Origin of the sequence: Bradyrhizobium sp. LA6.1 (assembly GCF_040547805.1) — a bacterium.
Taxonomy (GTDB): domain Bacteria; phylum Pseudomonadota; class Alphaproteobacteria; order Rhizobiales; family Xanthobacteraceae; genus Bradyrhizobium; species Bradyrhizobium barranii.
This window is the reverse complement of the sequence record NZ_JBEPQK010000001.1, coordinates 634,566-661,163: the sequence shown is the minus strand read 5'-3', so window position 1 is coordinate 661,163 and position 26,598 is coordinate 634,566. Positions and strand designations below refer to the sequence as shown.

Below are 26,598 nucleotides of genomic sequence, written 5' to 3'. Positions count from 1 at the left end.
TCAATGGGCACGGTCCATGACGCGTAGTGTCGCGGCCATGGTTGCCCTATTCCAGTTGCTTTGGATGGCGGAGGCAACCGCACAGTCCGCGATGTTCTGGTTCAACGATCCTGTCGGTCCGGACGAAACCGTGCTCGTCACCGGCGCCGAGCTCGACAAGATTACATCTGTGACGGTTGACCGAATTGGCGACGGCCCCTCCCGCGAGAGCGGACAGGAAACCTCCGTTCCGATTCTGCAGGCCAATCCCCTCTCCCTTAAATTCACGATCCCGGAGCAGTTCACACCCGGGATCTATCGCTTCAGCCTGACCCATGCCCAAGGCACTCTCAGCGGCCGCATCAACCTGCCAACAATCTATTGGACGCAGGGAAACCTCGGCGACGAGGTCTCGCCGTCGGGCTGGCTCCAGGTGTTCGGTCGCAATATCGTTCGCCAGGCAAGCCGTGCACAATTGTTGATGCTGCCCGATGCCGGGAGCGCACCGACGAAAGCCGTTCTGACCAAAGGCGACCTGTGGCGCGGTGCGTTTCGCATCCCTGATCAGGTTTCACCCGGCCGCTACCGGTTGCGCCTCTCCAACGGAGACGGCGGCGACACCGAATGGGTCGACGTGGGCAGCATCGTCGTGCGCTCTCCCGAGGCGAACGCGGTGCAATCCTTCGATGTACGGGCGTATGGCGCTAACGGCGACGGCAAGTTTGATTGTACTCGCGCCGTCAAGGCCGCCATCGAAGCTGCGAGCCAGGCCGGAGGCGGGACCGTGTACTTTCCGCGCGGGCGCTATCTGATCTCGGACATGATCGCCATTCCACCTCGCGTCAAATTGCAGGGGGAACGCATCGATCTGGTCAACCTGGTCTGGCCTAGTCTGGCAACGCTTCCGGCCGCACTGATACAGGGAAGGTCGCAGTTCTCGGTCGAAGACCTGACAATCTACGCATCGAACCACCCGCACATCATCGCGGGGGGCTTTCAGTTCGGCGACGCCCCTATTCCTGACGCGGCCGATATCGCCATCCGACATGTTCGCATTCGCGGTTCGGCCTTCCGGGGTCTCATGGAGGCTGAAGCCACCCTGCAGCAAATGAACGACTTCCGCCGGATCTATCCCGATGGATCTCCCGACACCATTCGATTGAGCGGAAACAGGATCGAAGTATCCGATTGCGACATTCTCGGATCCGGACATTCGCTTCGCCTCTTCAAGGCAACCAACGCGATTGTGGCCCGCAATATCCTGACCAACGGCCGCTATGGCTCCTACTCGATCGTGGGATCGCGTCAGGTCATATTTGAAGGCAATACGGTGACTGCCGCCGACCTCCAGGGAACTGGCGGCGGAATATCGACGCTGTCAAAATGGGTCAGCGCATCCGAGAACATCTTCGTCGGCGGCAACACGTTCAAGGCCATTTATGGCTGGGATCGGGAAGCCATGACGTCGGACGGGCCAGGCGGATTCTATTTCGGACACGCGAACAGCACTGGTCCGGATCGGTTGTCGCTGCTGGATGCAGCCAATCCGTATCCGGCCGGCACGGACTGGACCGGCGCCGCCGTCATGGTGGTCAACGGGCGCGGTGCCGGCCAATACGCCAGGGTCAAAGCATTCGAGAAAAAGCCGTCCGACTTGTCGGTGGTGCTCGATCGACCGCTCGAGGTGGCGCTGGACTCGAATTCGGAGATCACAATTACCCAGGCGCAGCAGAACTATCTGATCATCGATAATGACTTCGAAGACACGGGCGTCGCCGCGCAGACGTACGGGACGGCGCTGGGACATGTCATCTCCGGCAATCGATCCAACAGGACCAGCGGTTTTGCCGTCTTCGGACTGTCCTACGACAGTTTCCAACCCGGCTGGCGGATTCAGATCCTCGACAATCACATACTCGAGGGAAACGTCTACCGGGCCGGGCCCGAACGGAGCATTTTCTCCAATGAGGCTTCAATTCTCGTCCAGGCGAACCAGACCGCAAAGGCTCCGGGTCGGCCGCCGATGGTGCAGGCGGTGATCGTTCGAGGCAATCGCCTCGATCAGGACGCTCACATCGAAATCAAAGGCTTTGCCGCGACCTCGCCCGGCGTCCGCGACGTGGTCGTCGAAGGAAACACCATGGGGCCATCACGGGTCGGTCTGATGATTGATCGCGGCGTCGCGTGGTGGCTCAGCCGAAGGAACGTCGAAGAACGGCGTATCCAGAAATAGCGCTGCGAGCTAACGCCCCCGCCTCGCGCTCCCTCTCGATCGGTCACGGTAATGATAAGTTCCGTTGTTAGTTAAACCTCTGCTCTGGCTGCGATCTCCCGCTGTGGCCGAACGGAATTCCTCTCCGGCAGCCGCTTCACAACCTGAAAGACTGTACCGATGACCGCAATTCTCGGCCTCAACCTCAACCATCCCGATGCCTCCGCGGCGCTCATCATCGATGGCAAGGTGGTCGCAGCTTCGGCCGAGGAGCGCTTCGGCAAACGCATCAAGCATGACCCGTCCTTCCCGCTGCAGGCGATCCAATCGGTTCTTGCCATGGGCGGCATATCGTCGAAGGATCTGGATTTCATCGCGGTCGCGCGCGATCCGTCGCAGAATCGCGCGGCCCAGGTCTCGTATGTATTGCGCAATCCGCTTTCGGGCGGCAAAGCGGCGCTTGAGCATATCCGGCGGGCCAAGGACGAGCTGAGCATCAGCGAGCAGGTCGCCGAGGCGTCCGGGCAGGCCCCGGACATGGTCAAGGCCAAAGTCGTCAACGTGGAGCATCATCTGTCCCACATTGCGAGCTCGTACTACTGCTCGCCGTTCGACGGGCTGACGGCCGGTTTCTCCTATGATGGCAGCGGCGATTTCACCAGCGCGATGGCGGCGCGCTGCGAGGGGACACGGATCGACGTGCTCGACCGCGTCAACCTTCCGAACAGCCTGGGCTTCTTCTACACGGCATGCTGTCAGTTCATCGGCTTCGCCGAATATGGCGAAGAGTACAAGGTCATGGGGCTCGCGCCATACGGCGTCGACAGCTTTGCGGACACGATGCGAGAACTCGTCCAAACGCGGCCCGATGGCTGGTTCAAGCTCGCCGAGGGCTTCTTTGGCATGCACCGCGGCGGCGAAAGCGGAAAGATGGACGAGCGAAATCACGTGGAAATGCTGCGCTTGTTCACCGACAAATGGATCGAGAAATTCGGTTCACCGCGCCAACGCGGCGAGGAGCTGACGCAACGGGACAAGGACATCGCCCGCTCCTGTCAGGTCCGCTTCGAGGAAGTGGCGGTGCATTGCTTCAACAAGCTGCACAATCTGGTCCCGAGCAAGCAGGTCGTTTATGCCGGAGGTTGCGCACTCAACGGCGTCATGAACGCGCGCCTGTTGCGCGACACGCCTTTCCAGCAGGCATATATGCAGCCGGCCTCATCGGATGACGGCCTGTGTCTCGGTGCGGGCCTGTGGACATGGCACAATGTCGCGGGCGGACGAGAACGATTCCATATGACGCATTCCTATTGGGGGCCGGCTCACTCGGATGAGACGATGCGGCGCGCAGCAGAATCGGCCAAAACTCCCATGCGCGAACTATCGCCCGGCAACGTTCCGAAGGCGGTCGCATCCCTGTTGCACGCAGGACTAGTAGTTGGCTGGTACCAGGGGCGATCCGAATGGGGCCCGCGCGCTCTCGGCAATCGCTCCATTCTCGCCGACCCGACCCGCGCCAACATGAAGGATGTGATCAACGCCAAGATCAAGCGAAGGGAGGGCTTCCGTCCCTTTGCTCCGACCATCTTGCAGCCGGCGGTATCGACCTATTTTGAACAGGATGTGTTCAGTCCCTTCATGATGCATGTCGTCAAGCTTCGCCCGGAATGGCGCGAGAGACTTCCCGCCATCACCCATGTCGATGGCACCGGACGGCTGCAAAGCATCGCGCGGGACACCAATCCGCTCTACTACGACTTGATCCACAGCTTCGGCGAACTGTCCGGGATACCGATCGTGCTCAATACCAGCTTCAATGAGAACGAACCGATCGTCGACACACCCGAACAGGCCATGAGCTGCTTCCTTCGCACCGGTCTCGACGCCATCTGCCTTGGCAGGTACCTGGTGGTGAAAGGCGAGCATGCCAAGCTGTTGTCGGACGCGTAGGCCGCTGACGCCGTGAATTGGGGCGGTTGCGACGCCCCCTTTTCGTTGTTCGGATCAGGATACTCACGCCCAACCTTCGCGGCCGGGCGTCGGCCGCGATCAGAACTGGAAGTAGATGAATTCGGCATGTCCAAAAATGCCGAACAGCACGATGTAATATGCCAGCGCGACACCGGCAGCCGTTGGCAGCCAGCGCACCTCCCACAGTTCACGAAGGCGCTGCGGCCGAAACGACAGGTGGAAGTCGATCACGAACAGCAGTGCGAGCGAGACGGCGAGCATCACCAGTTCGCCGCTCGCGAGATCCAGCATCTTCAGGGTGAAATAGGAGATGGGACCGAAGTCGCCCAGGCTCCGCAGGGCGACGATCGCATTGGCGACGCTCGTCGACCGGAAGAAGACCCATCCCACGAGCACGACGGCTAGCATCCAGGCCCAGCCGAGCAGCAGACGAGCCGGCTCGCCGAGCCATGCTTCCGGTTTCGCAAGCCTGATAAAGGCTCGTTCGATAACCAGGCAGACCCCATGCAGCGTGCCCCAAGCGACGAAGTTCCACGCTGCACCGTGCCAGATACCACTGACCGCGAATACGATGATGAGATTGCGCGCGGTGGAGCCTTCGCTGCCGCGGCTTCCTCCGAGCGGAATGAACAGATAATCGCGGAACCAGGTCGACAGGGAGATATGCCAACGGCGCCAGAACTCGTTCAGGCTGGTGGCGAAATAAGGTTGCCCGAAATTGATCATGAGATCGAAGCCCATGATGCGTGCCACGCCACGCGCAATGTCCGAGTACCCCGAAAAATCGCAATAGATCTGGAGGGCGAAAAGCACCGCCGCGAGCAGTTGATAACTGCCGGAATACTGCGCCGGATTCGCGTAGATCCCGTTCACAACCGACGCGACCACGTCGGCGATGCACATCTTCTTGAACAGGCCATAGCCGACGAGCAACAGGCCGACGGTGACATTTTGGTAGGAAAGCCGATGCGTGATCCGGAACTGCGGCAGCATGTGTGCCGCACGCTCGATCGGACCGGCGATCAGTTGCGGAAAGAAGCTCACATATTGGGCGTAGGTGATAAAGTCGCGCTCGGCGGCAACCCGGCGATTGTACACGTCGAGCGTATAGCCGACCGACTGAAACGTGTAGAACGAAATGCCCAAAGGGAGCACCAGGCCGAGGGCATAATCCGGCACCACATACCCGAACAGCCCGACCACGCCGAGCACGTTCGAAATCAGGAAGTCCAGATATTTGACCGTTCCGAGTACGCCCAGGTTGATCGACAGCGCGATGGTGAGCGCCACCTTGCGTCCGCCATCGGTCCGAGCCCGGGCCATCATGAGTGCGGTCGTGTAATCCACGATCGTCGTCAATCCGAGCAGGAGTCCGAAGGAAGGGCGCCAGCTCATGTAGAATATGTAGCTGGCGATCAGCAGCACCAGCGGCTGGGTTCGCCCCGGCAACGAGAAGAACACCACCAGGAACGTTACGAAGAACGCCAGAAACTCGAAAGAGTTGAAGAGCATCAGTCGAATGCTCCGGTGGCCTTCAGCAATTTGGCCAGATCGGCCGTGTAGGCGCGCGCGCCAGCCGGATTCATGTGCTGCGGATCGGCAAAGAGTGCTGGCGGATACATGAAATAGTCCGGTCCAAACACCCGAATGAGGGGCCGATCCGAGATCATCATCGACCTGGCGTCGTCAGCGGCTGGCAGCGGAGCAGCCTCGCCAGCGCGGAAGAAGCCCGGAACAATCATGATCTGGAAGCCATACTGGCTCGCCAGCCGTTCGAGGTGATTACGAGAGTGAGACTTTTCAGGGATCATCCGTAGCTCAATACGTGTGGGATGATCGGTCGGCAGGGCGTAGTCATCCGGAAGGCGATCGCCCGGGTAATGGCTCTGCGACTTGATGAAGTACCAGCCCCGGTCGCGGAGCATTGCAGCGCGCTGGGTCTCCACGTCGCGGCGCGCGTCGGACAGTCGATCCAGATTCTGAAGAGCGAACAGCGCTGCTTCACGGGGCAAATTACGAAAAGGAAACAGCGTGCTTGCCAACAAATTATCGTTGCGCAGGGTATCAGCAAAATTATCGGATACGCCCCTGCTATCCCAAGGGATCGTCAACAGCACGTGCGTGGGAACATTGCCAGCTTCCAACGCGGCTTCCAGAATCGGCAGAAAGTGAACTTCGCCGGGCAGCCCAAGGTTATACGATCGGAAGCCGGATCCGACGGCCGCATCCAGGTCGGATGGACGCAACGCGGAGAGAAGCTTGCTGTTGCCGAAGATCATCACCCGATTGCGGTCTTGCGGACCGAACATCTGGCCCTTCACAAGAGTATCCAGTTTTGCGTACGCAATGACGACCGAGCCCGGCCTGATAAAGGGCAGCATGGCGTAGGCGGTGTACAGCGAGAGCCAGACCGCACCGAACAACAGCCCGAAGACGACGACGGATTTGAGCCACGGAGCGGCGATCGCGGCCGGCTCTTTTGCATTCACGGCCGATGCGGCCTCCGGAGATGGCAGAGGCGAGCGGACCGTGGCTGTAGCTCGTTCCGATATCTCTGAGCCCAGTGAAATCCGGTCAGAGAGTTGACGCCGGCGAGGCTTGTACATATCCGACGGAACTCACGGGACAGAGCATTGGGATGATCGGGTGCCGGCGGTGGTGACGGGCCGTTCGCCGTGCCGAAACTGCAAGCGCGCATGCGCCGGCGTGGTGCGTTCGGGAGCGGAGAACATGCAGCCCTGTTATCATTCTGTTATGTTTCAGCCGAGGTCCTATCAAACGAACATTACAGTTTGACGATATCGGGATCGCAGCACTCGATACGTGCAGCGCATTGCCGAAGACGGTAACATTGAGTAGATAAACCGGCCGCTGGTCCGGGCTTCCCCGTCACATTGCGCGAGGGCCTGCGCAGGGAGAACGATTCAAGGCGCCGTAACGCACCGTCGCATTATCATCGTGCATGACAACGTCCCTCGCTGACCGAAAGCTGAACCATGTGTGGAATTGCTGGCGCCTTCGCATACCGTGCCGAGGCGGCCCCCATCGACAAAGCCGAGCTTCTGCGCGTGCGTGACGCGATGGTCGCGCGCGGTCCGGATGGCGCCGGCCTGTGGATGGCCGCCGACGGGCGCGTCGGCTTCGGACATCGCCGCCTGGCCATCATCGACCTGAGCGAAGGCGGCGCGCAACCCATGCTTGACCCCGAAACCGGCAACTGGATCTGCTTCAACGGCGAGATCTACAATCACCAGCAGTTGCGCGCCCGGTTGAACCACGACGGCGTCGCGACGCGAACTCAATCGGACACCGAAGTGTTGCTCAAGCTCTACGCCCAGCGTGGCGAAGAGATGTTCTCCGACCTTCGCGGCATGTATGCCTTCGCACTCTGGGACGCGCGTCGGCGCGAGTTGCTGCTGGCCCGGGACCCGTTCGGCATCAAGCCTCTGTACGTGGCCGACGACGGCGCCACCGTTCGCTTCGCGTCCCAGGTCAAGCCGTTGCTGCAAGCCCCGGTGGACCGGAGGCCCGAACCGGCGGGCCACGCCGGCTTCCTGCTGTGGGGGTCAGTACCCGAGCCATACACCCTGTACCGCGGCATCCGCGCGCTGCCGCCTGGGCACTGGCAGCGCTTCAGCGCCGCGGGCGCCGGACGGCCGGTCCGGTTTGCAAGCATCGTGGATGCGTTGGGTCGTCTGCCCACGGCCTCCGGCGCCCGCACCGACGACGCGCTCGATCAGATCGCCGCAGCGGTCAGGGACAGCGTCGCCGCGCACATGGTGGCGGACGTGCCTGTTGGCGTCTTCCTTTCGGCGGGGTTGGATTCAACCATGCTCGCGGCCTGTGCGGCGAGCGCCGGCGAGTTGCGCACGCTGACCCTGGGCTTCAACGAGTATGCCGACGGCCCCAACGACGAGGCCGGACTGGCCGACGAAGTCGCCGGCCTGCTCCACGCAAAGCATGCGCTGCATCGGATTTCAGCCCGCGACTTCGAGTGCGACCGGCAGCACCTGATCGACGCGATGGATCAACCCTCGATCGACGGCATCAACGTCTGGTTCGTCTCCAAGGCTGCGGCCGCGCAGGGCCTGAAAGTTGCGATCTCGGGGCTCGGCGGCGACGAGCTGTTCGGATCTTACCCGAGCTTCCGGCAGGTGCCGCGCCTAGTGAGCCTGATGCGGCGCGCACCGGTCGGCGAACGAACCGGGCTGCTGCTGCGGCATCTGGCCCAACCTTTCGCCTCCGCACTGCCGTCGCCCAAATATGCGGGACTCGTCGAATACGGCCACAGCCTGTCGGGGGCATATCTGTTGCGGCGAGCACTCCACATGCCGTGGGAGCTCGCGCAGCTGATGGACCCGGCCATGGCCAGAGATGGCCTGGAGGAGCTCGCGACCATGAACCGCCTCGATGCCAGCACCGAGGGTCTGGAGAGCGACCGGTTGGCGGTCTCCGCTCTCGAGATGCAGTGGTACATGCGCAACCAGTTGCTGCGCGACGCCGACTGGGCGGGTATGGCGCATTCGCTCGAGATCCGCGTGCCCCTGGTCGATCTGCAACTGCTGCAACACTTCGTGGAGCTTCCGGATTTCGACGCGAACAGCGAAAAGCGCACCATCGTCAGGCGCGTCGCGCCCGAATTGCCGGAAGGCGTGCTGAACCGGCCCAAGACCGGCTTTGCGGTGCCGATCCATCAGTGGCTCAATCCCGGCGCGAGCAGCGGCGTCACGCGGCATCGCGACTGGGCGATGACGCTGTATCGGCATTTTGCCGCAGCCTGAGGAGACACCAGTGAGGCTGCTTCACGTCATTTCCTCCGCCGATCCCAGCAATGGCGGGCCCATCGAGGGTGTGCGCCAGCGTGGCTTGCGACTGCTGGAGATGGGTCACCAGGTCGAAGTAGCGTGTCTGGATGATCCCAGGGCGCCTCATCTGGAATCCTTTCCGTTACCCGTGCATGCACTCGGGCCGCCGCGTGGCGGCTATCATTTCTCGACGTCGCTCCAGCCATGGTTGCGCGCCCACGCCGGCGGTTATGACGCAGTCATTGTGAACGGTATCTGGCAGTACCACAGCTTTGCCGTTTGGCAGGTCATGCGCGAGCTGAGGCAGCCCTACGTCGTGTTCACGCACGGCATGCTTGATCCGTGGTTCAAGCAGAACTATCCGCTCAAACATCTGAAGAAGTGCCTCTACTGGCCCTGGGCCGAATACCGAGTTCTGCGCGACGCTGCGGCTGTGCTGTTCACGAGCGAGGATGAGCGGTTGCTTGCGCGCCGCTCGTTTTGGCCCTACCGGGCGCAGGAGGTCGTGGTGTCCTACGGCACGCGATTGCCGCCGCAGGACGCGCCCCCGCTACGAGAGGCTTTCCTTGCCGCCCATCCCGAGTTGCGCGGCAAGCGGGTCTTGCTCTTTCTCGGGCGGCTGCACGCCAAGAAGGGCTGCGATCTGCTTGTCGAGGCATTCGCCCACGTGGCGGCCGAGGAGCCTCGCCTGCATCTGCTGATGGCCGGGCCGGACCAGACCGGCTGGGTCGGTCAGCTCAAGGCCCGGACCCGCGCCTTGGGCGTGGCCGATCGCATCTCATGGCCCGGCATGTTGCAGGGCGACGCCAAATGGGGCGCGTTCCACAGCAGCGAGGCCTTCGTGCTGCCCTCCCATCAAGAGAACTTCGGCATCTCGGTCGCCGAGGCCCTGGGTTGCGGCCTGTCCGTGCTGATTTCCGACAAGGTCAATATATGGCGCGAGGTTCAAGCGGCCGGCGCAGGTCTTGTCGCCGAAGATTCGCTGGCGGGCACACTCAAGAACCTGCGCGCATGGCTGGCCATGTCTCCGGAAGACCGGGCAGCCATGGGCCGACGAACCCACGATCTGTTCGCGGATCGGTTCAGTGTTGACCGGATGGCGACGGCATTGATCGATGTCGTGCGTGCGGTGCAGGCCTCTCCCCGCTCGTGACGAGAGAACCCGGTATCTGGTGCGGTTCAGGCGGCCGGATCGACGTCTGAAGTTGCCGATGACCCGCCCTGGCATGTCGCGATCTTTCGTCATCTGGAACGCGTGATCCAGATTGCCGAAACGCCGTAGCCGGCAGTGACGGTGCCGCCTCGCAACACCTGCGACGCCCGACTTCGCCGCCGCGATCCGCGCCCCGGCCCGATCTGGATTTGCCGCCCGCGCTGAGCCAGGCTTCCGATCGCCGTGTGTTGCACCGATCGATCCAATTCCCGGGATTGCCGCGCCACGCCGCCCCCTGTTACTTGTCGTATCGTTATTACGATAACGTCACACAAGAAATGATATCAGACATAACAATACGCAGGAGGATGCTCGCTGAGATCGATCCTATCCAGGATCATCTCGGACTCGGCTTCACCCCCAAGACACGCTCCGGCCTGCAGGCGCCACGACCGAACCCGTAACCGGCTCGGCGGGCTGGGATTTGTCGCGGCCGGTCGAAGCCTTTCGCTTGGACCGAAAATGAGGACGGTCATGCGGGTGTTGGTGATAGGGATAAATTATGCTCCCGATCTGATCGGCGTGGCGAAATACAACACCGAATTCTGCGAGAGTCTCGCCAGTTGGGGACACGAGGTTCGCGTCGTCACCGCCCCGCCCTATTACCCCGACTGGAGCATCCCACCGGGATATCGTTCGAGATGGTATCGCCATCAACGTCTGAACGATGTGGACGTCATTCGGGCGCCGATCTACGTGCCAAGCCGGCCCTCGGGTCTCAAGCGACTGCTTCACCACACCTCCTTCATGCTTTCGGCAGCCGTCCCCGTTCTGTCGAGCGCGCTCTGGTGGCGTCCCGATATCGTCTTCGTGGTGGCACCATCCCTGCTTTCCGCACCAATGGCGGCATTGGCCGCCAGGATGACCGGCGCATCCTCCTGGGTTCATGTTCAGGACCTCGAAGTCGACGCAGCGTTCGAGGTCGGGCTGCTCCGCAGCGGCGTCACGCGCAAGCTGATGCGTACGGTCGAGCGGTGGATACTGCGTTTATTCGACCGTGTTTCGACCATCTCGATACAGATGGTACGCCGCCTCGAGCACAAGGGCATCGTGCCTGCCAGGTTACGTGAGTTCCGGAACTGGATCGATACCAGCATCGTCGTGCCGGGAAGCAATCAAACGCAGCTCCGCTCGGAGCTGCAGCTGGCGCCGACCGATATCGTGGCGCTCTACTCGGGAGCCATGTCGAACAAGCAGGGGCTTGAGCTGATCATCGAAGCCGCCGCAGCATTGAAGGACAGCCAGCCCTCGGTAAAGTTCGTTCTCTGCGGAAATGGCCCGGTCAAACCGGCATTGGTGCAAATGGCTGCCGGTCTGCACAACATCCGCTTCCTTGATCTCCAGCCGCTCGATCGGGTCTCGGAGCTGCTCAGCACCGCCGACATCCAGCTCTTGCCGCAAAAGGCCGAGATATCCGACCTGGTTCTGCCGTCCAAGCTGGCCGGCATGCTCGCATCCGGCCGACCGCTCATCGCGATGACCGAGCCTGGTACGGGGATCGCGTCCGAAGTGGAAGGTGCTGGCCTCGTCATCGCTCCAGGCGACGCTGGCGCGCTTACTGCGGCTGTCACGATTCTGGCCGAAGACGAAGCACTGCGAGATCGCCTCGGCGCCGTCGCGCGCGCACGCGCCGAACAGAAATGGGATCGCATCTCGATCATCCGTTCGCTCGAACACGAATTCATGTCCCTTCCGCAACGGACCGCCACACCTGCTCCGCGCACCGCGCCATTGGCGACGCCGGTTCGCTCGATCGAACATGTCACGACGGGCAGCCGCCGCCGGCCAGAGACGTCAGGGTGGCCGCCCTCAAGAGAGCCCTTGCGTCCGCGCGCCAGGGGCGTCGGCTCTGAGCATTAGCAAGACTGGACGGGGATCGGTACTGATGGCTTCCGCGCTGCCCAAGGGAGAAAGCATCTCCGCTCGGATGGAGTCCGTTGAGGGTCATTCAACAGGCTTCGACTACCTCAGGATACTTCTCTCTACGGCCGTCCTCTTCATCCATAGCAAGACGTTTACGCTGGGCGCGGATGTCCAGACCTTCAAGTCGCTGGTTGACTCGACGGTCCGCGTCGGCATGTTTTCTGTGGCGCAGCCCCCGATCTACCAGCCAATTCTCTGGGCAGTGGTGCCGGCTTTCTTCGCCCTTAGCGGATTCCTTGTTTCAGGAAGTCTGCATCGTTCAAAGACGACAATCGGCTTTCTGTTGCTCAGAGTGCTGCGTATTATCCCGGCGCTTTGTGTCGAGTCGCTTCTCGCAATGCTGGTGCTCGGTCCGCTCGTGACCAGCTTCACCTTGGCCGCGTATTTCAGTGATCCCCTGTTTCGGGCATATCCTCTCAATATCATCGGCGATATCCAATATTATCTGCCTGGTGTCTTTCTTAACAACCCTGTGCCGCGTGTCGTGAATCTGCAGCTCTGGACCATTCCGGCGGAGATGTACTGCTACGCAATCCTCGCTACCGTGCTCGTCCTGCAGCTCGCACACCTGCGCCGGACCGTTCCGCTCGTCACCGTGGCGACGTTCATCTGCTTGCTGGGAATGCAGGCACTGGGAATTCATGCGCCGGCGGACTGGTCTGCAGGCGACGGGAGAGTGCAGATCGAGACTCTCGTCCTCGCGTTCTTGATCGGCGTGTCCTTGTTCGAGCTCAAGGACAAGGTTCCGCTGCGAGCTGACCTTTTCGCTCTGTCGGTCGTGCTTTCCTACGCCCTGCTCTGGGGCGGAGCGCTGCAATATCTGGCGATGATTCCGATCGCCTACGCCACCGTCTTCGTCGGGCTTTCCAACTTCCGAGAGACGTTCGTCAATCGGACGGGCGACTACTCCTACGGAGTGTACCTGTATGGACTGCCGGTACAGCAGCTCCTCGTCCACCTCTTTCCGGAGAACAGGAACTGGCTGCTCAGCTTTGCCATGGCTTATGTCCTCAGCTTGGTGTTCGCGGCGTTGTCCTGGCATCTCGTCGAATCGAAGGTCCTGGCGAAGAAGAGGGTTATCGTCGCTGCTGCCGAAAATTTCCTGAGGCCTTTGTCATTCCAGTTACCATGGGGGCCTGCAGCCAAGCCAGTCTCCGCTCCCCCCATAGCGATGGTGCCGAAACCGGCCGACGTGAGCTGATATCACAGGACGACAAGATCGGGGCTCGGCCGTCCCGGCTCGTCCCTCACCGGCGCAGATAGCGATATCCGACAGAGAGCCCAACCAGATTCAATACGACCTCTCCCGCCACGAAAGCATAGACGCCAAGCATGGAAACCAGCATGTAACTGACCAGCATTCCCGCCAACGAGCCGATCGCCAGAGCCCCGGCGGCGAGGCCATACGCGCCCGTCGCCGCCAGGGCCTGCATCATCATCAGCAACAGCGACATCGTGAATATCGTCGGCGCGAAGCCGGCGATGACAATCGCAGCCCGGTGCAAGCCAAACTCCGGCACCTGCGCAGCGATGCCGGCGACGACGGTAACCCCGACTGCAAACATCGTCGCGCAATAGAGCGCCATTCTCTGCGCTCCGAGCATATTGCCGAGGCTCTGCTTTCCGGCTGCCGACAGTTTCTCGACGAGGCTCGGGAATTCCACCCTCAGCACGAACCCTACGATCTGGGTCGATGCCGTCACGATCTGCTTGGCGTACACGAAAAGGGCGGTCGTCTCGGCGCCGAGATAGACCGTGCTCAATACCAACTGAACGCGCATGTTGACCTGCCCCGGCAAGATCTGGAACGACAGGGCACAGCCGTCCGTCAGTGCCCTCGTCAGGCCCGCACGTGTCACCCTGTGAAATCGCGGGTACCAGCCCTTGCGCGCCAGCGTCGTCCATTGCGCGATCAACGTCACGAGATAGCCTATGGAAAAGGCGCCGCCCAGGATCGCGCCTGCTGCGGCAGCCGACTTGTGGGCCGCCAAGGCGAGGCCGGCGGCGGTGACCAGGTAAGCCACCGATCCCGTGATTCCGCTGATGCCACTCAGTCTCAGGCCGTCGAGCAGGCCAACCCCGTTGACGGCCCACAGCAGCAATCCGGGGAGCGCAAGGGCGACGTACCATCGCGAAAACTCGTCAGTCGAGAATCGCCAGACATACAGGGCTGCAGCGACACCGACGATCAAGGCCACCGTGATCCTTATCGCGCTCGTCTCGCAGAATATCCGCCATACCTCGCCGCTTGCCTCTCGACCGCTCGGCAAGCGGGCGACTGCCCGGGCGAGTGTCGTACTCGCACCGGCATCAACGAGGACGATGCCCAGAATGGCAAAGGAATAATGCGTGCCGAATGCTGCGAGAAGTTCGTACTCGCCTGCGGCCACGAGTACGGTCTGGACAATGAATATCGCCCCTTGACCGAGGCCGAACCCGGCGACCAGCAGCCCGATATTGGCAATCCGCCTCCATTGGCCATGGACGGCTCTCACCCAGCCGACGACACGCGCTGGTATAAGCCCGTATCGAGACGCCGCAGGGCTGCGCGTTCCATCCGAGGCGTTGGAGCTCGCGACACTTGTTTCAACCATGATGTCTTCCGGGGCGGGCGTCGTTACCTGAACCTACGGCTGGCAGCGCCGATGTAGACCAATGTTACACGAATTGATACCTCGCATAACCGGTCCGACGACAGCTCTCGGATCATCGCATAGCTCGCCGCTACAGCCGCCGATGTCACAGTCTTGTGCAATTCGGAACGTAAGGAGTGGGGTCGGGTCAAGCAGAGCGGGAGTTCGTCCCGGCCATCGGGCCTTTGAGGCAGTGTGCGGTTCGAGCGATGCGTGACGAGCGACGGATATTGGATCGGGCGCTGTCTTTGCATGACAAGGGGGACATCGCGGCCGCCGCCAAACTGTATCGACGCATCATCGATGCCAATCCCAATAATCTTCACGCCGTGCACTTCCTGGGCGTGGCCGAGGCAGCGGCGGGAAATATTGATCGCGCAAAACTGCTGATGACACGGTCGTTGCAGTCAAAGCCGGTCAACGTGGAGTTCCTTGAGAACTACGCGGCCGTGCTCCACCGGGCCGGCGAGCATGACGAGTTGGTCCGGCTGTGCCAGCACGGACTACAATTCGCGCCGACCAGCCTGGGACTTCTACATGGAAGCTCGGCCGGGCTGTTGGCTCTGAGCCGCCATTCCGAAGCCATCGAGCAACTGACACGCCTGTTGGCGCATCACCCCCGGCATTTTCCAGCCCACATCATGCTGGGTTCGGCGCTGGCGAAGTCGCGCCAATATGAACCGGCACTCGCTTCGTATGACCAGGCATTGCAGTTGAACCCACAGCTCGCGGAGGCGCATCTCGATAAGGGAACGATCCACTTCGCGACCTGCCGTTACAACGACGCGCTCTCGGCCTATGACAACGCCCTCACGCTGCGGCCCGATCTTGCGGCAGCGGCACTCGGCCGCTGCTACGCCCTGATCCAGCTGGGCCGGCGCGACGAAGCTCTGGCTGCCGCGGACCACACATTGAAGCTGAAACCCGACCTCCCCGAAGCATGGGCTGGCCGCGGCAACGCGCTCCTCGATCTCGGTCGCCTCGAGGACGCTGCGGCAGCGTACGACCGTGCGCTCACCATCGGGCCGTACCTCGCGTCAGCCTGGTCCGGACACGGCAATATTCTCCTTCGATCAGGTCGTCAGCGCGATGCGGAGGTCGCGTTCGATCGCGCCATCGCTGCGGATGCCGCTTTCGCCGAGGCCTGGCTCGGGCGCGGGACTGTGTTGCTGTCCCTTGGCCGTCACCACGACGCGGCGGCGGCTCTCGACCGCGCCACAGTCCTGAATCCCGGCCTGGTGAGCGCCTGGCTGGCGAAGGGTCAGGTCGCCTACCTCGAGAAACGTTACGACGACGCCTTAGTCGCCTGGAACAGGGCTCTCGACCTCAATCCGGATCAGTCCGCCGTGGCCGCCGCCTGTTTGCGCGTCAAGTTGCATCAATGCGATTGGACGGATTTCGAGAGTGGTTGTGCCTCGGTCAGGTCATCGGTCCGAAGCGGGAAGCTCGTCTCACCGTTCATGTTCGTTGCGATTCCGTCCACATCGGCCGAGCAGCTTCAATGCGCGCGCACGTGGGCCGAGAACAACTTTCGTCTCCAGAATTCGCCGGTCTGGCGCGGCGAGCGCTACACTCACGACCGCATCCGCATCGGCTATCTCTCGGCGGATTTTCATCAGCACGCGACCTCGCAACTGATGGCGGGCGTCTTCGAACATCACGACAGGACGCGCTTTGAAATCACCGCCATCTCGGTCGGCCCAAACGACGGCTCGGACATGCGCCGACGGATCGAAGCCGCGTTCGAGCGCTTTGTCGACGCCAAACCGCAAAGTGACACTCAAATCGCCGAGCTTGTCAGGGCTCTGGAAGTCGACATCCTCGTCGATTTGAAAGGATATACCCAGGACGCGCGCACCGGCATCTTGGCCATGCGTCCCGCCCCGATCCAGGTCAACTATCTCGGCTTTCCCGGCACCATCGGTGCAGGCTTCATCGACTACATCGTCGCAGACCGAAACGTGATTCCCGAGCACGATTACGATTGCTACGTGGAGAAAATCGCCTGGCTTCCCGAAAGCTATCAGGCAAACGATCGCGACCGTGCAATTGCAGATCTGATGCCTGTCCGCGCCGAGCACGGCCTTCCGGATGACGCTTTCGTCTTCTGCTGCTTCAACGACAACTACAAGATCACGCCCGACGTTTTCTCATCCTGGATGCGGATTCTCGCCGCGGTGGAGAACAGCGTGTTGTGGCTGTTCGAGGACAATCCGACGGCTGCGGACAATTTGCGTCGAGAGGCGCAGGCAAGGGGCGTGGCGCCGCGTCGTCTGGTTTTCGCCCAACGGCTCCCCACCTCCGCGCACCTGGCGCGGCATCGTTGCGCGGACCTTTTCCTCGATACAGTTCCGTACGGCGCTCATACGACCGCCAGCGATGCGCTCTGGACCGGACTTCCGGTCGTGACCTGCCTCGGCGAAACATTCGCGGCGCGTGTCGGGGCGAGCTTGCTCAATGCGATCCGCCTGCCCGCACTGATCACGACGACGCCGGCGGCCTACGAACAATTGGCGATCGAACTGGCGAACGATCCCGCCAGGCTCGCGGCGCTGAAAGCGAAGCTGGCCCGCGATCGACTGACGACACCTTTGTACGACACGGAGCAATACACGCGTGATCTGGAGACGGCATACGCGGCCATGATGGAGCGGCACATGGCGGGATTGCCGCCGGACCACGTCCGGGTGCCGGGAACCACCGTCTGACAAGCGCACCCGCAAGAGGGACGATTTCCTTGAACCTGCCAGCATCTTTCGTCGATCGATCGACGACCAACCCGGGCAAGCACCGATTGACCGCTGGTGCTGCCGCAATTTTCCGCGCTCGCAGCCCTTCAACGATTGCAGTTATCGGGTCTTTCTGGGCGTGGTGCGGCCTCCTTTCCTTCCCCATGATTGACCTGAACCCGGACTTCGCGGACGTCCCAACTTCGTTTGCCCTGGGCGGCACGGTTCTGATCGGACAGATTACCGGAATCGCGCTGTTCATCACGACGGTGTCCTTGATGCACGCTTCGCGGGCGTTCGCCAGCCTGGGGCGATTGAGCCTCGCCCAGGTCGCGATCATTGGCATCATCTACCTGTCTGTTGTCCTACAATTGCACGATGACGAGGCGGCGACGTTCGTTGGCGTTTTTTACACCATTCTGCTCATGCTGACTGCTTTGATGCTGTCTGTCGTATGGACGCTGCCACCGGACGACATCGAAACCTGCATGAAGGTGGCATCCATCATATTTTGTCTGTTCGGCATCTCCGCGCTGGCCGTCCTGGGATTACCGCAAGGCCGCAATGTCGGGGGTATTCAACCAAATCTTTTTTCCGCACCGTTACTCGCAGGCTTCATTCTGTCGCAGTTTCACGCTGGGAAAACGGGTATCGTCGTCAGGATCCTGTGCTTCTCGATGGCCGCTCTCGTCAGCTCGCGGTACGCCTTGATCGGCTGCATTTCCGCGCTTGTCGTGCATGACTTGACCTTCAATTCCCTGCGCCCGTGGAAGGTTGCCGCGGCGATCGCTGCGTTGCTGTTGTGCATATTCCTTTGGCCGCAGATTGCCACCTTTCTCGCGCTTGACGATTCAAGTCGAGATCTGTCTTCAGGATTCACAGGAAGGGATGAATACTGGTTCGCGGCCCTGGCGACGATCATGGATCATCCGCTCGGCATCGGATTCAAGCGCGCATCAGCCTTTGAGGCCGGGCACAATGGCTACCTGAAGACGCTGGTGGAATTCGGAATCGTCGGGGGCGGATTGATAATCCTCTTTGTCGGTTGCGTCATTGCCGCTGCACGCGCCGAAGCAGTGCGATCAACGGGGAAGGATCGGCAGCAACGCCGCTTTGCCTGTGCCCGCTTGGGCGGATTGGTCGCCCTGGCGTTTGGGGCCTTCTTCCAACCGCAATTGTTCAGTCTCGGCGACGCGTTCGGGGTCTCGCTCCTGTTGCTGCTGTTCAAACCTGAAATGAAGCCGGTATCCGGTCGCGCAGCAATTGCGTGAGCGCAGACCGCGCAACGATCGCGAGCTGATTTCGCCTCCACCCGAGGTCGCTTCGTTCACTTCGCGTTCTGTCGCTGCGCCGAGATGCCGAGGACCAGGCGCAACTTGCTGTTGTCGGCGCTGCCCGAGGCGGTCTGGACGACCAGACCATCGATGAACAGAAAGGGCATGCCGGCCTCCAGGTCATAGAGGAGCGGCTGAAGAGATGCTGAAGCGAGCTCGATGTTGAACGTCGCCGAGACGAAGCCGGATTTGGCGAGCGGCCCCTGGACATCGACCTGCGACGACAGTGTGTTGCCGTTCACCCGCTTGGTCGCCGCGAGCACCCGCTGGAGCAGCACGGCGCTTGCGACCGAGGCCGTCTGTCCTTCGAGGAACGCCGAGCCCGTGGGAACGCTGATGTCGGCCCGGACGGCGGGCGGCGGCGTAGCACGCCGGGCCTCGAGCGTCTGAAGGATCTCCGCGGCTGACGCCGCAGCATCGCGGCTACCCAGGATCTCGATCACGGTCTGCACTGTCGTGAACGCGAACAACACCACCAGCGCCACATAGGCCGCGACCGCGGCGACCGGTAAGCGCGTGAGATATCCTTCGAACTTCTGCATGCTGATCATGTGCCCGGCCCGAATTGCGGCTTGATCCTGGTCTCGATGTGGAAGCGCTCGCCCGCCTCGTTGGCGGCGCGCGTCGTCGGTGCGAAGAAGCCTGCGCTGGCGAAATGCGGCGACTGCTCCAGGATCTGGATCAGCGACGGGGCGTCGCTGGTCAGACCCGTGATCTGGAGCTTGTCGCCCTCGATCCTCAGCTCGGTCGCATAGGTGTGGTCGGGCAAGAGGCCGGACAGCTCTTCCAGCACCATCACGGCCGACGGCATCGTCTGCTTGCGGCGCGCCAGGATTTCGAGGGGCGAGCTGCCCTGGCCGCCCTGCCCGCCGCGCGCGAGCGCGCGGCGCTCGGCGATCCGGCGCTGGGTCTGCTGCAGCTGGGCATCGTAGGAATCGGTGGCGATCCCGCCGAGCCCGACCGACAGCATCGCCAGCACGCCGGTCGTTGCGAGGACTGCGATCAGCGCAAGGCGGAGCCGGCTCGAGCCGGTTTGCCCGCCGACGCGCTGATGATAGACGGCGACCCGCTCCATCCCCGGCGCTGCTGTCGAGACCTCGACAGCGGCGGCCCCTGCATCGAGGAGAGCTTGCGACAACGACGTCACCGCCGCGCGCGCCGTCGCCACCACCGTCAACTCGACATGGTCGTCGGCGATCGCCTGCGGCGGCGTCCAGTGAAACACCGCTTCCGCCGAGCTCCAGGGTGTCAGCCGATCGATCTGGGCACGGATGATTCCGTCGAGAAACTCGACTGCACGTCCCGGCAACTCCAGCGGACGAAATACGAAGCGCGATGGTTGAAGCGCGAGGTCGACCATCGCACCCTTCATCGCCGCGGACCATTCGCCCGACAGCGGTTCGCTGATCACGCCATCGACGACGTTGATGCGACCGGGCGGCAGATCGGCATCCTTGCTCGTCGTCGAAGCAAGGCGCAGGGTCAGAGCGCCCTCCTCGTCCTCGGTAATCGCGATCTGCCGCGCACCGCGCGTTCGTTCGAGCCGCGCGCTCACCGTGCGCGCAATGCTGTCGATCCACAGCGACAGCGCGGCTGCGATTTGACTGGGAATACTCATCGGCTCTCCCGCGGCCTTGGCCGCCCTCCTCGATCCGGATCAACCTCGTCGGTCCATGCCAGTACGCGGAAGGCCTCCTTCTCGCCCGGTCCCGGAATCCGGATCACCGCCTCGGGCGTTCGTTGCCGGCCGTCCCGCAGCGTGATCCGTATGCGCACCCGATAGGCGTCGCTCGCCGATATCGTGGCGCCCGGCTGCCGCCCGCCGAGCGCGCCGATGACGAACTCTGGATTGTCGGGCGGCAGGTCCGCGCGCTGATTGAGGAAGGCGTCGAGCCTGGCCGTCGTCATGTCCGGCAATGCCGCGATCACCTCCGGCGCGGCATCGAGCACGTTGACCTCCGCCATACCGCTGTAGACCGTCACGAAAGGCATCGCACGCTCGACCAGCTCGACCGGCAGGCCGAGCACTTGCCACAGCTCATCGGCGCTGGCGAATGGCGCTTGCCGCGGCACGTAAGCGAGGTCCGCCGCAGCATAGGCCGCCGGCTCCGTATCCCGCCCATCCGGTCTCGGCGTGCGCCGCCAGGCAATGACACGCGCGGCATATTCGTCGGCTGCTTCCGCCGGCGCGCCGAGCGCCCTGAACAGACCCGCTATCATCGCACGCGGCGCCATATTGAGATTGATCCGTGCCGATTCCGACATGTACTCGACGCGCACGGAGGCATCCGCCAGGCGGAAGCCGAAGCCGCCATGGGTCGGACGCCGCATCGTCGCAGGCGCCGACAATTGGTAGGCGGCGAGCTCGACACCCGCCGAACCCAGCATCTCCCATTGGGTCGCCGCGTCCAGCGCCGAGAGCGCATTGGCCGATTGCGCGATGTAGACCGAAGCGACGGTCGCAAGCGCGGCCAATCCCGCGAGCAGCCACAGGGTGGCGACGACGATGAACCCGTCCTGCGCCGCAAGCTTGCGTCTCAGTCGAGAGGCCGGACTGGTCATTGCGTCGGCCCGTTACCGGATTGCGTCTGCGTCGCCTCCTGCTCGGTCGACGGATCCGGCCGCGGCGCGCCTGTCTCGACATGGATCCGCGCGGCGCTCGAAATCACGGTTCCGCGCTCGACATCCCTGATGTCGAAGCGGACCGACATCGGCAGTTCGCCGGAGTTGAGCCAGCGGCTGCCCCATTTGCCGTCAAGACCGGCATAGGCGAAGCTGATGCGATATGGCAGCCGCAGCAGCACGACGGGATCGACGAACGGAATCTGGTCTGCCCTGGGATCTCCCGCCTTCAGCAGCACGAACGGCGCGCGCATGCGCACCAGTGCCGGACCGTTTCTGTCGTTGATCTCGGAGATCCGCACGATCTCCAGCCCCGGCCGACCATTCGGGCCGAGCACGGAGCGGACGAACATCACGGCCTGCTCCCCGCCGCGAAACAACGGCAGATTGTCCGACCGCGTCACGTAGTCGGCCGCCGCCAGATCGGCCGTGAGCCGATCGAGAGCGACCGCGACCTGCTCGTTACGCTGGGCACGGATGATGCCGCGGTTCCAGCTCGGCAGCCATTGCCCGGTGACCGAGGCCAGCGCGCCCATGATCAGGCCCATCAGTGCCAGCGCAACCAGGGCTTCGAACAGCGTGAAGCCGTCTTCGGCGCGCCATTGCCGGGCGTCGGTCATCAGCTCCCGCCCCTGCTCTGCAAGCGGATCGTTTCGAACGACACCATCGCCCCGCCCGGCGCCTGCACGCGCAATTCGACGCGCTGCGGAATAAACCGCGACTCCGGCACGACAGGCACATCGTCGAGGAATGGCGTCATGCGCATCTGCCAGCGGTGGCCGGCGGCCCGCCCGCGCAGATCATCAAGCATCGGCGCTCCGGCACGCGGCAAGGTGGACACCACCACGCGCGCCGCATTGACGAGGGCGGCATGCTGCTCGAGCTTCCAGGCGCCGCGCGAATTGGTCGCGACCAACGTTCCGATCGCAGCGAGCACGATCGTCACCAGCGCGAGCGCCACGACGGCCTCGATCATGGTGAAGCCGGCTTCGCGCCGGCGGCTAGAGGACTTCCTGCGCGACAATGTCCACGCCTCCCGTCAGCCAGTTCACGCGCACCTCGACGGCGTTGCCGAGACGTGTCAGGCGGATCGTGCCGCCGCACGACATGCCGCTGGCGAAAAAACTGATGGTCGAGAACGCCGGCCGGCCGTTGCAGCGTTGCGGCAGCAGCGCGTCGAACACCACGTCCTGCGGCACCTGGATGATCCAGGGGCCCGAACCCGACCTCACGGTACGTGCCCGCGCGTCCACAACGGCGCTGACCGCGCCGTAGCGCGACAGCGCGGCATTGCGGTCGGCCTTGAGCAGGGCCGCAACCTCGATCGCATAAGCCTCGAGCCGCGGCCGCGAGGTCTGCGACGGAAAGCGCGGCAGCAGCACGGCCGCGAGCATCGCGACGATGGCCAGCACGCAGACCATTTCGAGCAGCGTGAAGCCGGCCTCGCCCGTATCAGTTCGCTCCGGAGACGAGATCAGTCGACGTTCCCGTCCCGCCTTCCTGTCCGTCGGAGCCGAGCGAGCGAATTTCGTAGGGCGCGCGTTCCGCCGGCTGCTTGTAGACATAAGGATTGCCCCATGGGTCGTTGGGAACGTTGCCGCCCTTCAAATATGGGCCATTCCAGGACGCCACGCCGCTCACGGCATGCGCGAGGGCGCCCAGTCCTTCCGAGCCGGTCGGGAAGCGGCCGGCGTCGAGGTAGAACAGGTCGAGCGCGCTGCTGAAACTCTGGATCTGTATCTTGGCCGCCTTGACGCGGGATTCGCTGAGATAGTTCAGCACCCGCGGGCCGACCAGCGCCATGATCATGCCGATGATGGTGATGACGACCAGCATCTCCACCAGCGTAAAGCCTTCCTCGCCGCGACGCCGGCGCCGCCGCCTCGGCGGAGGGAACAGCCCCTTCTTGGAAACGCGGATCATGCGAACCTTCCCCTTCTCAACCGACAACTTGCGTCACTGACAACAGCGCCGTCATGACCGACACGATCAGGCCCCCGACCACGACGCTGATGAGGATGATCGCGGCAGGCCCGATGATGGCGACGACGCGATCGAGCTGCCGCTGCAGCTTTTCCTCGTAGAACTCCGCGACCCGGCCCGACAGCGTCGGCAACTGTCCGGTCTCCTCACCGAGCCGCAGCATCCGCACCGCGACGGGCGGCAGCACGGCCGAAGCGGCCAGCGCCTCGGCGAGCCTGCCGCCATGACGCACGCGGTCGGCCATCGCCGCCCAGGCCTGCACGTTTCCGGTCGCATTCATGATGTCGATCAGGATGCGAAGCGTCGCCGTCAGCGTCACGCCGCTGCCGAGCAGAATACCGAGATTGCGCGAGAACAGCGCGGCGCGGTGGAATTCGACCACGGTCGAGATGACAGGCAGCCGCGCGATCTGCGTCACGATGCTGGCGCGGACCGATGGCCTCCGCCACGCCAGCCAGCCGCCGATGACGGCGATGGCAACCACGGCGCCGACCTCGAAGCCGTGACCGCGCAGGATGTCCGACAGCGTCAGGAACACCTCGATGACGGGATCGGTCTTGGCGTTGAAGTCGCGCAACACCGCCGAAAACTGAGGAAGCACGAACGTGACGAAGAAGATCAATACGCCACCGGCCGCGAGCAGCACGAAGGCAGGATATTGCAGGGCGCCGGTCACCTTGCGGCGCAGAGCCTCCGCGCGCGTGCGCTCTGTCCCGATCGTCTCCAGAATGTGGTCCAGCGTGCCCGACATCTCGCCGACTCTGACCAGGGCGACATACATGGGCGGAAACAGCGTCGGCTCGCGCGCAAGCGCTTCGGCAAAGCTCTCGCCGGACATGATCGCGGTCTTGATGGTATTGACGACCGGACGAAGCCGGCTGACGTCCATGTCGCCTGCGAGCAGTTCGAGCGCATCATTCAGCCGGGCACCGGCCTTCAGGAGCAGAGCAAGGTCGCGCGTGAAGATCGTGACATCCGCGGGCCCCGGCTTCGACAACGTCAACGACGCCAGCGAGAGCGACCAGCCCTTGGCTTCCTCCTCGGGCCCGGCATCGATCGCGACCAGGCCGAGATATTCGATGCGCTGGGACACTTCGGCGAGGTTGGCCGCCGTGATCGAGCCGGAGACCACCTCTCCCTTCTGCGTCAGCGCGCGATAGCGAAAATTCGGCATCTCGTCACCGCACGGTGGTCACGCGCAGGATCTCCGCCGCCGAGGTCATGCCCGACAGGCATTTGGCGAGGCCATCCTCGATCATGGTCGTCATGCCGTTGCGGATGGCGACCTTGTCGATGGATTCCCAGTCGGACTGTTCCTCGACCAGCGCACGGACTTCCTCGTTCATCTCGAGCACCTCGAACACACCGATACGGCCGCGATAGCCGACATTGCCGCAGCGCTCGCAGCCGACGGGTTCGAAGATGACGTTGCCGACGGACAGACCGACCGCCGTGTAGCGCGGATCGGCCTCGACGTCGGCATGGGTCAGCGGCCGGCTGCTCTTGCAGCGGTCACAGAGCTGGCGGACCAGGCGCTGCGCGATCACCGCGCGCAAGGTCGAGCGCAGCAGGAACGCCTCGACGCCGAGATCGAGCAGGCGCGGCACGGCGGCCGCCGCCGTCTCGGTGTGCAGCGTGGTCAGCACGAGATGGCCGGTGAGCGCGGCGTGGATCGCGACATGAGCGGTCTCGGAATCGCGGACTTCGCCGACCATGATGACGTCGGGGTCCTGACGCACGAAGGAGCGCAGCGCGGTGGCGAAGGTCAGACCGATCGAGGGCTTGGCCTGCGACTGGGAGATGCCGGGGATCTCGTATTCGACGGGATCCTCGATGGTCAGGATCTTTCGGGTCGGCTCGTTGAGCAGCGACAGCACCGTCGCGAGCGTCGTGGTCTTGCCGCTGCCGGTCGGGCCGGTGACGATGATCATGCCGTGCGGCAGTGCGAGCATGCGCCGCAATTTACCCTGGTCGCCGGCCAGGAAGCCGAGCTTGTCTATCGACAGCAGAGCGCGGTCCCGCGGCAGCAGGCGGATGACGGCGGACTCGCCATGCTGCGTCGGCATGATCGCGACGCGCACGTCGATCTCCGAGCGCGCCGCCCGCACCCGCGCGCCGCCGTCCTGCGGCAACCGGCGCTCGGCGATGTTCAGTCCCGCCAGGATCTTGATGCGCGAGATCACCGCCGCCGGGGGCACGCCGTTCGGTGTCGCGACATTGCGCAACAGCCCGTCGACGCGCATCCGTATCACCAGCGAGGTGCGGCCGGGCTCGATGTGGATATCGCTGGCGCGCAGCTCGACGGCGGTCTCGAACATGTCGTTGACGGCGCGAACGACCGGCGCGCCGCTCGCAAGGTCGCGCAGATTGTCGATGTCGTCATCCTGCGCCGTGGCATTGACGGCGGTCTCGGCGCTCGCGCTCTCCTCCTCGCCAAGACGCTGGTCGAGCACGGTGGCGATGTCCTCGAACGAGGCAACCTTGATGGTCGGCGCCGTGCCAAGCACGATTGCGGCGGCCTGTATGGAGGCCCGGTCCGTGGGGTCGGCCAGCACAAGCACCGGCGATCCGCCGGCGGGCTGACACGGGAACACCGCCATTTCGCGCAGGAACCGGCGCGAAAACTGCTGCGCGCGGGATTCCGTCGCCATCATCTCCTGAAGCGTGACGCGCGGAAGCTCGAAGAACAGCGACACCTCGTCGGCGAATTCGCTCGCCGACAATTCACTCATTTCCCACAGCTTACGCAGACCACCTTCGGCAGGGCGGGCCCCATTCGTCCTGCCGAGCTTGTCCGCGTCCGGTTTCAGGCCAACCTTCTGGCTGAAACGAGCTACGAACTCGTGCGCATTCGGGGAGGCCATGAACGTCTACCGTAGTCACTCTGACGGCCGCAGAGCGGCGAGCGGGCCGTTTACCTTAGTTTTCCGATTGGAAATGTGACGGCATGATCGATCGCAATATCGTCCCCGACCAGTCACAACATGATCGAACAGAACGTCCTTGATGTCCCTGCGCAATTTTCCGTCGCATCACATTCTCACAACAAGCTCGCGCGACGGGCGCAAGGCTAACAGAATTCGTAACACACGACTGTCATACGAGAGGGTTAAGCAAGCCGCATTCGGCCCGCCCCGCCTTGACGGGAACAACAGCGGGCGGCGCGTGAGTGAGGCAGTCCAGTGAGCCGAGCA

The 26,598-nt window shown here is 63.1% G+C and carries 20 protein-coding genes; 8 read left to right on the top strand and 12 right to left on the bottom strand.

Annotated elements, in window-relative coordinates:
* The first annotated feature begins 16 nt into the window (after positions 1 to 16).
* Together ABIB99_RS02915 and ABIB99_RS02910 are read left to right on the top strand one after the other, a co-directional pair.
* The gene (locus tag ABIB99_RS02915; protein ID WP_231144457.1) at positions 17 to 2,212 is read left to right on the top strand and encodes a glycosyl hydrolase family 28-related protein; all 2,196 of its coding nucleotides are present in this window, start codon (positions 17 to 19) and stop codon (positions 2,210 to 2,212) included.
* Positions 2,213 to 2,371: 159 nt separating this feature from the next.
* Positions 2,372 to 4,141 (top strand): carbamoyltransferase family protein, encoded by a 1,770-nt coding sequence (locus ABIB99_RS02910; protein WP_354174827.1) that lies wholly within the window; start codon positions 2,372 to 2,374, stop codon positions 4,139 to 4,141.
* 99 nt (positions 4,142 to 4,240) lie between these two features.
* Here the strand turns inward: ABIB99_RS02910 and ABIB99_RS02905 are convergent, their stop codons facing one another.
* Both ABIB99_RS02905 and ABIB99_RS02900 read right to left on the bottom strand, forming a co-directional pair.
* Positions 4,241 to 5,626, bottom strand: coding sequence for an MBOAT family O-acyltransferase (locus tag ABIB99_RS02905; RefSeq protein WP_354174826.1), 1,386 nt, complete (start codon positions 5,624 to 5,626; stop codon positions 4,241 to 4,243).
* Between the two features lie 47 nt (positions 5,627 to 5,673).
* Entirely contained in the window at positions 5,674 to 6,651 is a 978-nt protein-coding gene (locus ABIB99_RS02900) for a hypothetical protein (RefSeq protein WP_354174825.1), read from the bottom strand.
* Positions 6,652 to 7,158: 507 nt separating this feature from the next.
* Here ABIB99_RS02900 and asnB point away from each other — a divergent pair.
* From asnB to ABIB99_RS02880, 4 genes are all read left to right on the top strand, one after another.
* Positions 7,159 to 8,943, top strand: coding sequence for an asparagine synthase (glutamine-hydrolyzing) (gene asnB / locus ABIB99_RS02895; RefSeq protein ID WP_354174824.1), 1,785 nt, complete (start codon positions 7,159 to 7,161; stop codon positions 8,941 to 8,943).
* Positions 8,944 to 8,953: 10 nt separating this feature from the next.
* Positions 8,954 to 10,120 carry a glycosyltransferase gene (locus ABIB99_RS02890; protein ID WP_346016152.1) on the top strand — a complete coding sequence of 389 codons (1,167 nt, stop codon included), beginning with the start codon at positions 8,954 to 8,956 and terminating at the stop codon, positions 10,118 to 10,120.
* A 534-nt stretch (positions 10,121 to 10,654) separates the two neighbouring features.
* Positions 10,655 to 12,040 carry a glycosyltransferase WbuB gene (locus ABIB99_RS02885; protein WP_354174823.1) on the top strand — a complete coding sequence of 462 codons (1,386 nt, stop codon included), beginning with the start codon at positions 10,655 to 10,657 and terminating at the stop codon, positions 12,038 to 12,040.
* Positions 12,041 to 12,065: 25 nt separating this feature from the next.
* Positions 12,066 to 13,304, top strand: a complete 1,239-nt coding sequence (locus ABIB99_RS02880) for an acyltransferase family protein (RefSeq protein ID WP_354174822.1) — start codon at positions 12,066 to 12,068, stop codon at positions 13,302 to 13,304.
* 46 nt (positions 13,305 to 13,350) lie between these two features.
* Here ABIB99_RS02880 and ABIB99_RS02875 read toward each other — a convergent pair whose 3' ends face one another.
* Positions 13,351 to 14,697, bottom strand: a complete 1,347-nt coding sequence (locus tag ABIB99_RS02875; protein ID WP_354174821.1) for an oligosaccharide flippase family protein — start codon at positions 14,695 to 14,697, stop codon at positions 13,351 to 13,353.
* 248 nt (positions 14,698 to 14,945) lie between these two features.
* Between ABIB99_RS02875 and ABIB99_RS02870 the strand changes: the two genes are divergently transcribed.
* Entirely contained in the window at positions 14,946 to 17,444 is a 2,499-nt protein-coding gene (locus ABIB99_RS02870; protein WP_354174820.1) for a tetratricopeptide repeat protein, read from the top strand.
* A gap of 29 nt (positions 17,445 to 17,473) precedes the next feature.
* Positions 17,474 to 18,736 carry an O-antigen ligase family protein gene (locus ABIB99_RS02865; RefSeq protein ID WP_354174819.1) on the top strand — a complete coding sequence of 421 codons (1,263 nt, stop codon included), beginning with the start codon at positions 17,474 to 17,476 and terminating at the stop codon, positions 18,734 to 18,736.
* 56 nt (positions 18,737 to 18,792) lie between these two features.
* On the opposite strand, the gene gspM is transcribed toward ABIB99_RS02865, so the two are convergent.
* The 9 genes from gspM to ABIB99_RS02820 are packed head-to-tail and all read right to left on the bottom strand — an operon-like array spanning position 18,793 to position 26,268.
* Positions 18,793 to 19,350, bottom strand: coding sequence for a type II secretion system protein GspM (gene gspM, locus ABIB99_RS02860; RefSeq protein WP_071915597.1), 558 nt, complete (start codon positions 19,348 to 19,350; stop codon positions 18,793 to 18,795).
* Positions 19,347 to 20,417: a PilN domain-containing protein gene (locus tag ABIB99_RS02855; protein ID WP_354174818.1), complete on the bottom strand. Its 1,071-nt coding sequence runs from the start codon at positions 20,415 to 20,417 to the stop codon at positions 19,347 to 19,349. The genes gspM and ABIB99_RS02855 overlap by 4 nt, the downstream gene beginning before the upstream one ends.
* Complete coding sequence (locus tag ABIB99_RS02850) at positions 20,414 to 21,361, bottom strand: type II secretion system minor pseudopilin (protein ID WP_354174817.1); 948 nt, start codon at positions 21,359 to 21,361, stop codon at positions 20,414 to 20,416. Before ABIB99_RS02850 ends, ABIB99_RS02855 begins: the two co-directional genes overlap by 4 nt.
* Complete coding sequence (locus ABIB99_RS02845) at positions 21,358 to 22,041, bottom strand: PulJ/GspJ family protein (protein ID WP_354116944.1); 684 nt, start codon at positions 22,039 to 22,041, stop codon at positions 21,358 to 21,360. Before ABIB99_RS02845 ends, ABIB99_RS02850 begins: the two co-directional genes overlap by 4 nt.
* Positions 22,041 to 22,445 carry a prepilin-type N-terminal cleavage/methylation domain-containing protein gene (locus ABIB99_RS02840; protein WP_354174816.1) on the bottom strand — a complete coding sequence of 135 codons (405 nt, stop codon included), beginning with the start codon at positions 22,443 to 22,445 and terminating at the stop codon, positions 22,041 to 22,043. Before ABIB99_RS02840 ends, ABIB99_RS02845 begins: the two co-directional genes overlap by 1 nt.
* Positions 22,423 to 22,896 carry a prepilin-type N-terminal cleavage/methylation domain-containing protein gene (locus ABIB99_RS02835; RefSeq protein WP_256461638.1) on the bottom strand — a complete coding sequence of 158 codons (474 nt, stop codon included), beginning with the start codon at positions 22,894 to 22,896 and terminating at the stop codon, positions 22,423 to 22,425. The genes ABIB99_RS02840 and ABIB99_RS02835 overlap by 23 nt, the downstream gene beginning before the upstream one ends.
* A complete protein-coding gene (gene gspG / locus ABIB99_RS02830) occupies positions 22,874 to 23,344 on the bottom strand; it encodes a type II secretion system major pseudopilin GspG (RefSeq protein ID WP_354116943.1) in 471 nt (156 codons plus the stop codon). Before gspG ends, ABIB99_RS02835 begins: the two co-directional genes overlap by 23 nt.
* 16 nt (positions 23,345 to 23,360) lie before the next feature.
* Complete coding sequence (locus tag ABIB99_RS02825; RefSeq protein WP_085402754.1) at positions 23,361 to 24,578, bottom strand: type II secretion system F family protein; 1,218 nt, start codon at positions 24,576 to 24,578, stop codon at positions 23,361 to 23,363.
* 4 nt (positions 24,579 to 24,582) lie between these two features.
* A complete protein-coding gene (locus tag ABIB99_RS02820; RefSeq protein ID WP_354174815.1) occupies positions 24,583 to 26,268 on the bottom strand; it encodes a GspE/PulE family protein in 1,686 nt (561 codons plus the stop codon).
* Positions 26,269 to 26,598 lie beyond the last annotated feature (330 nt).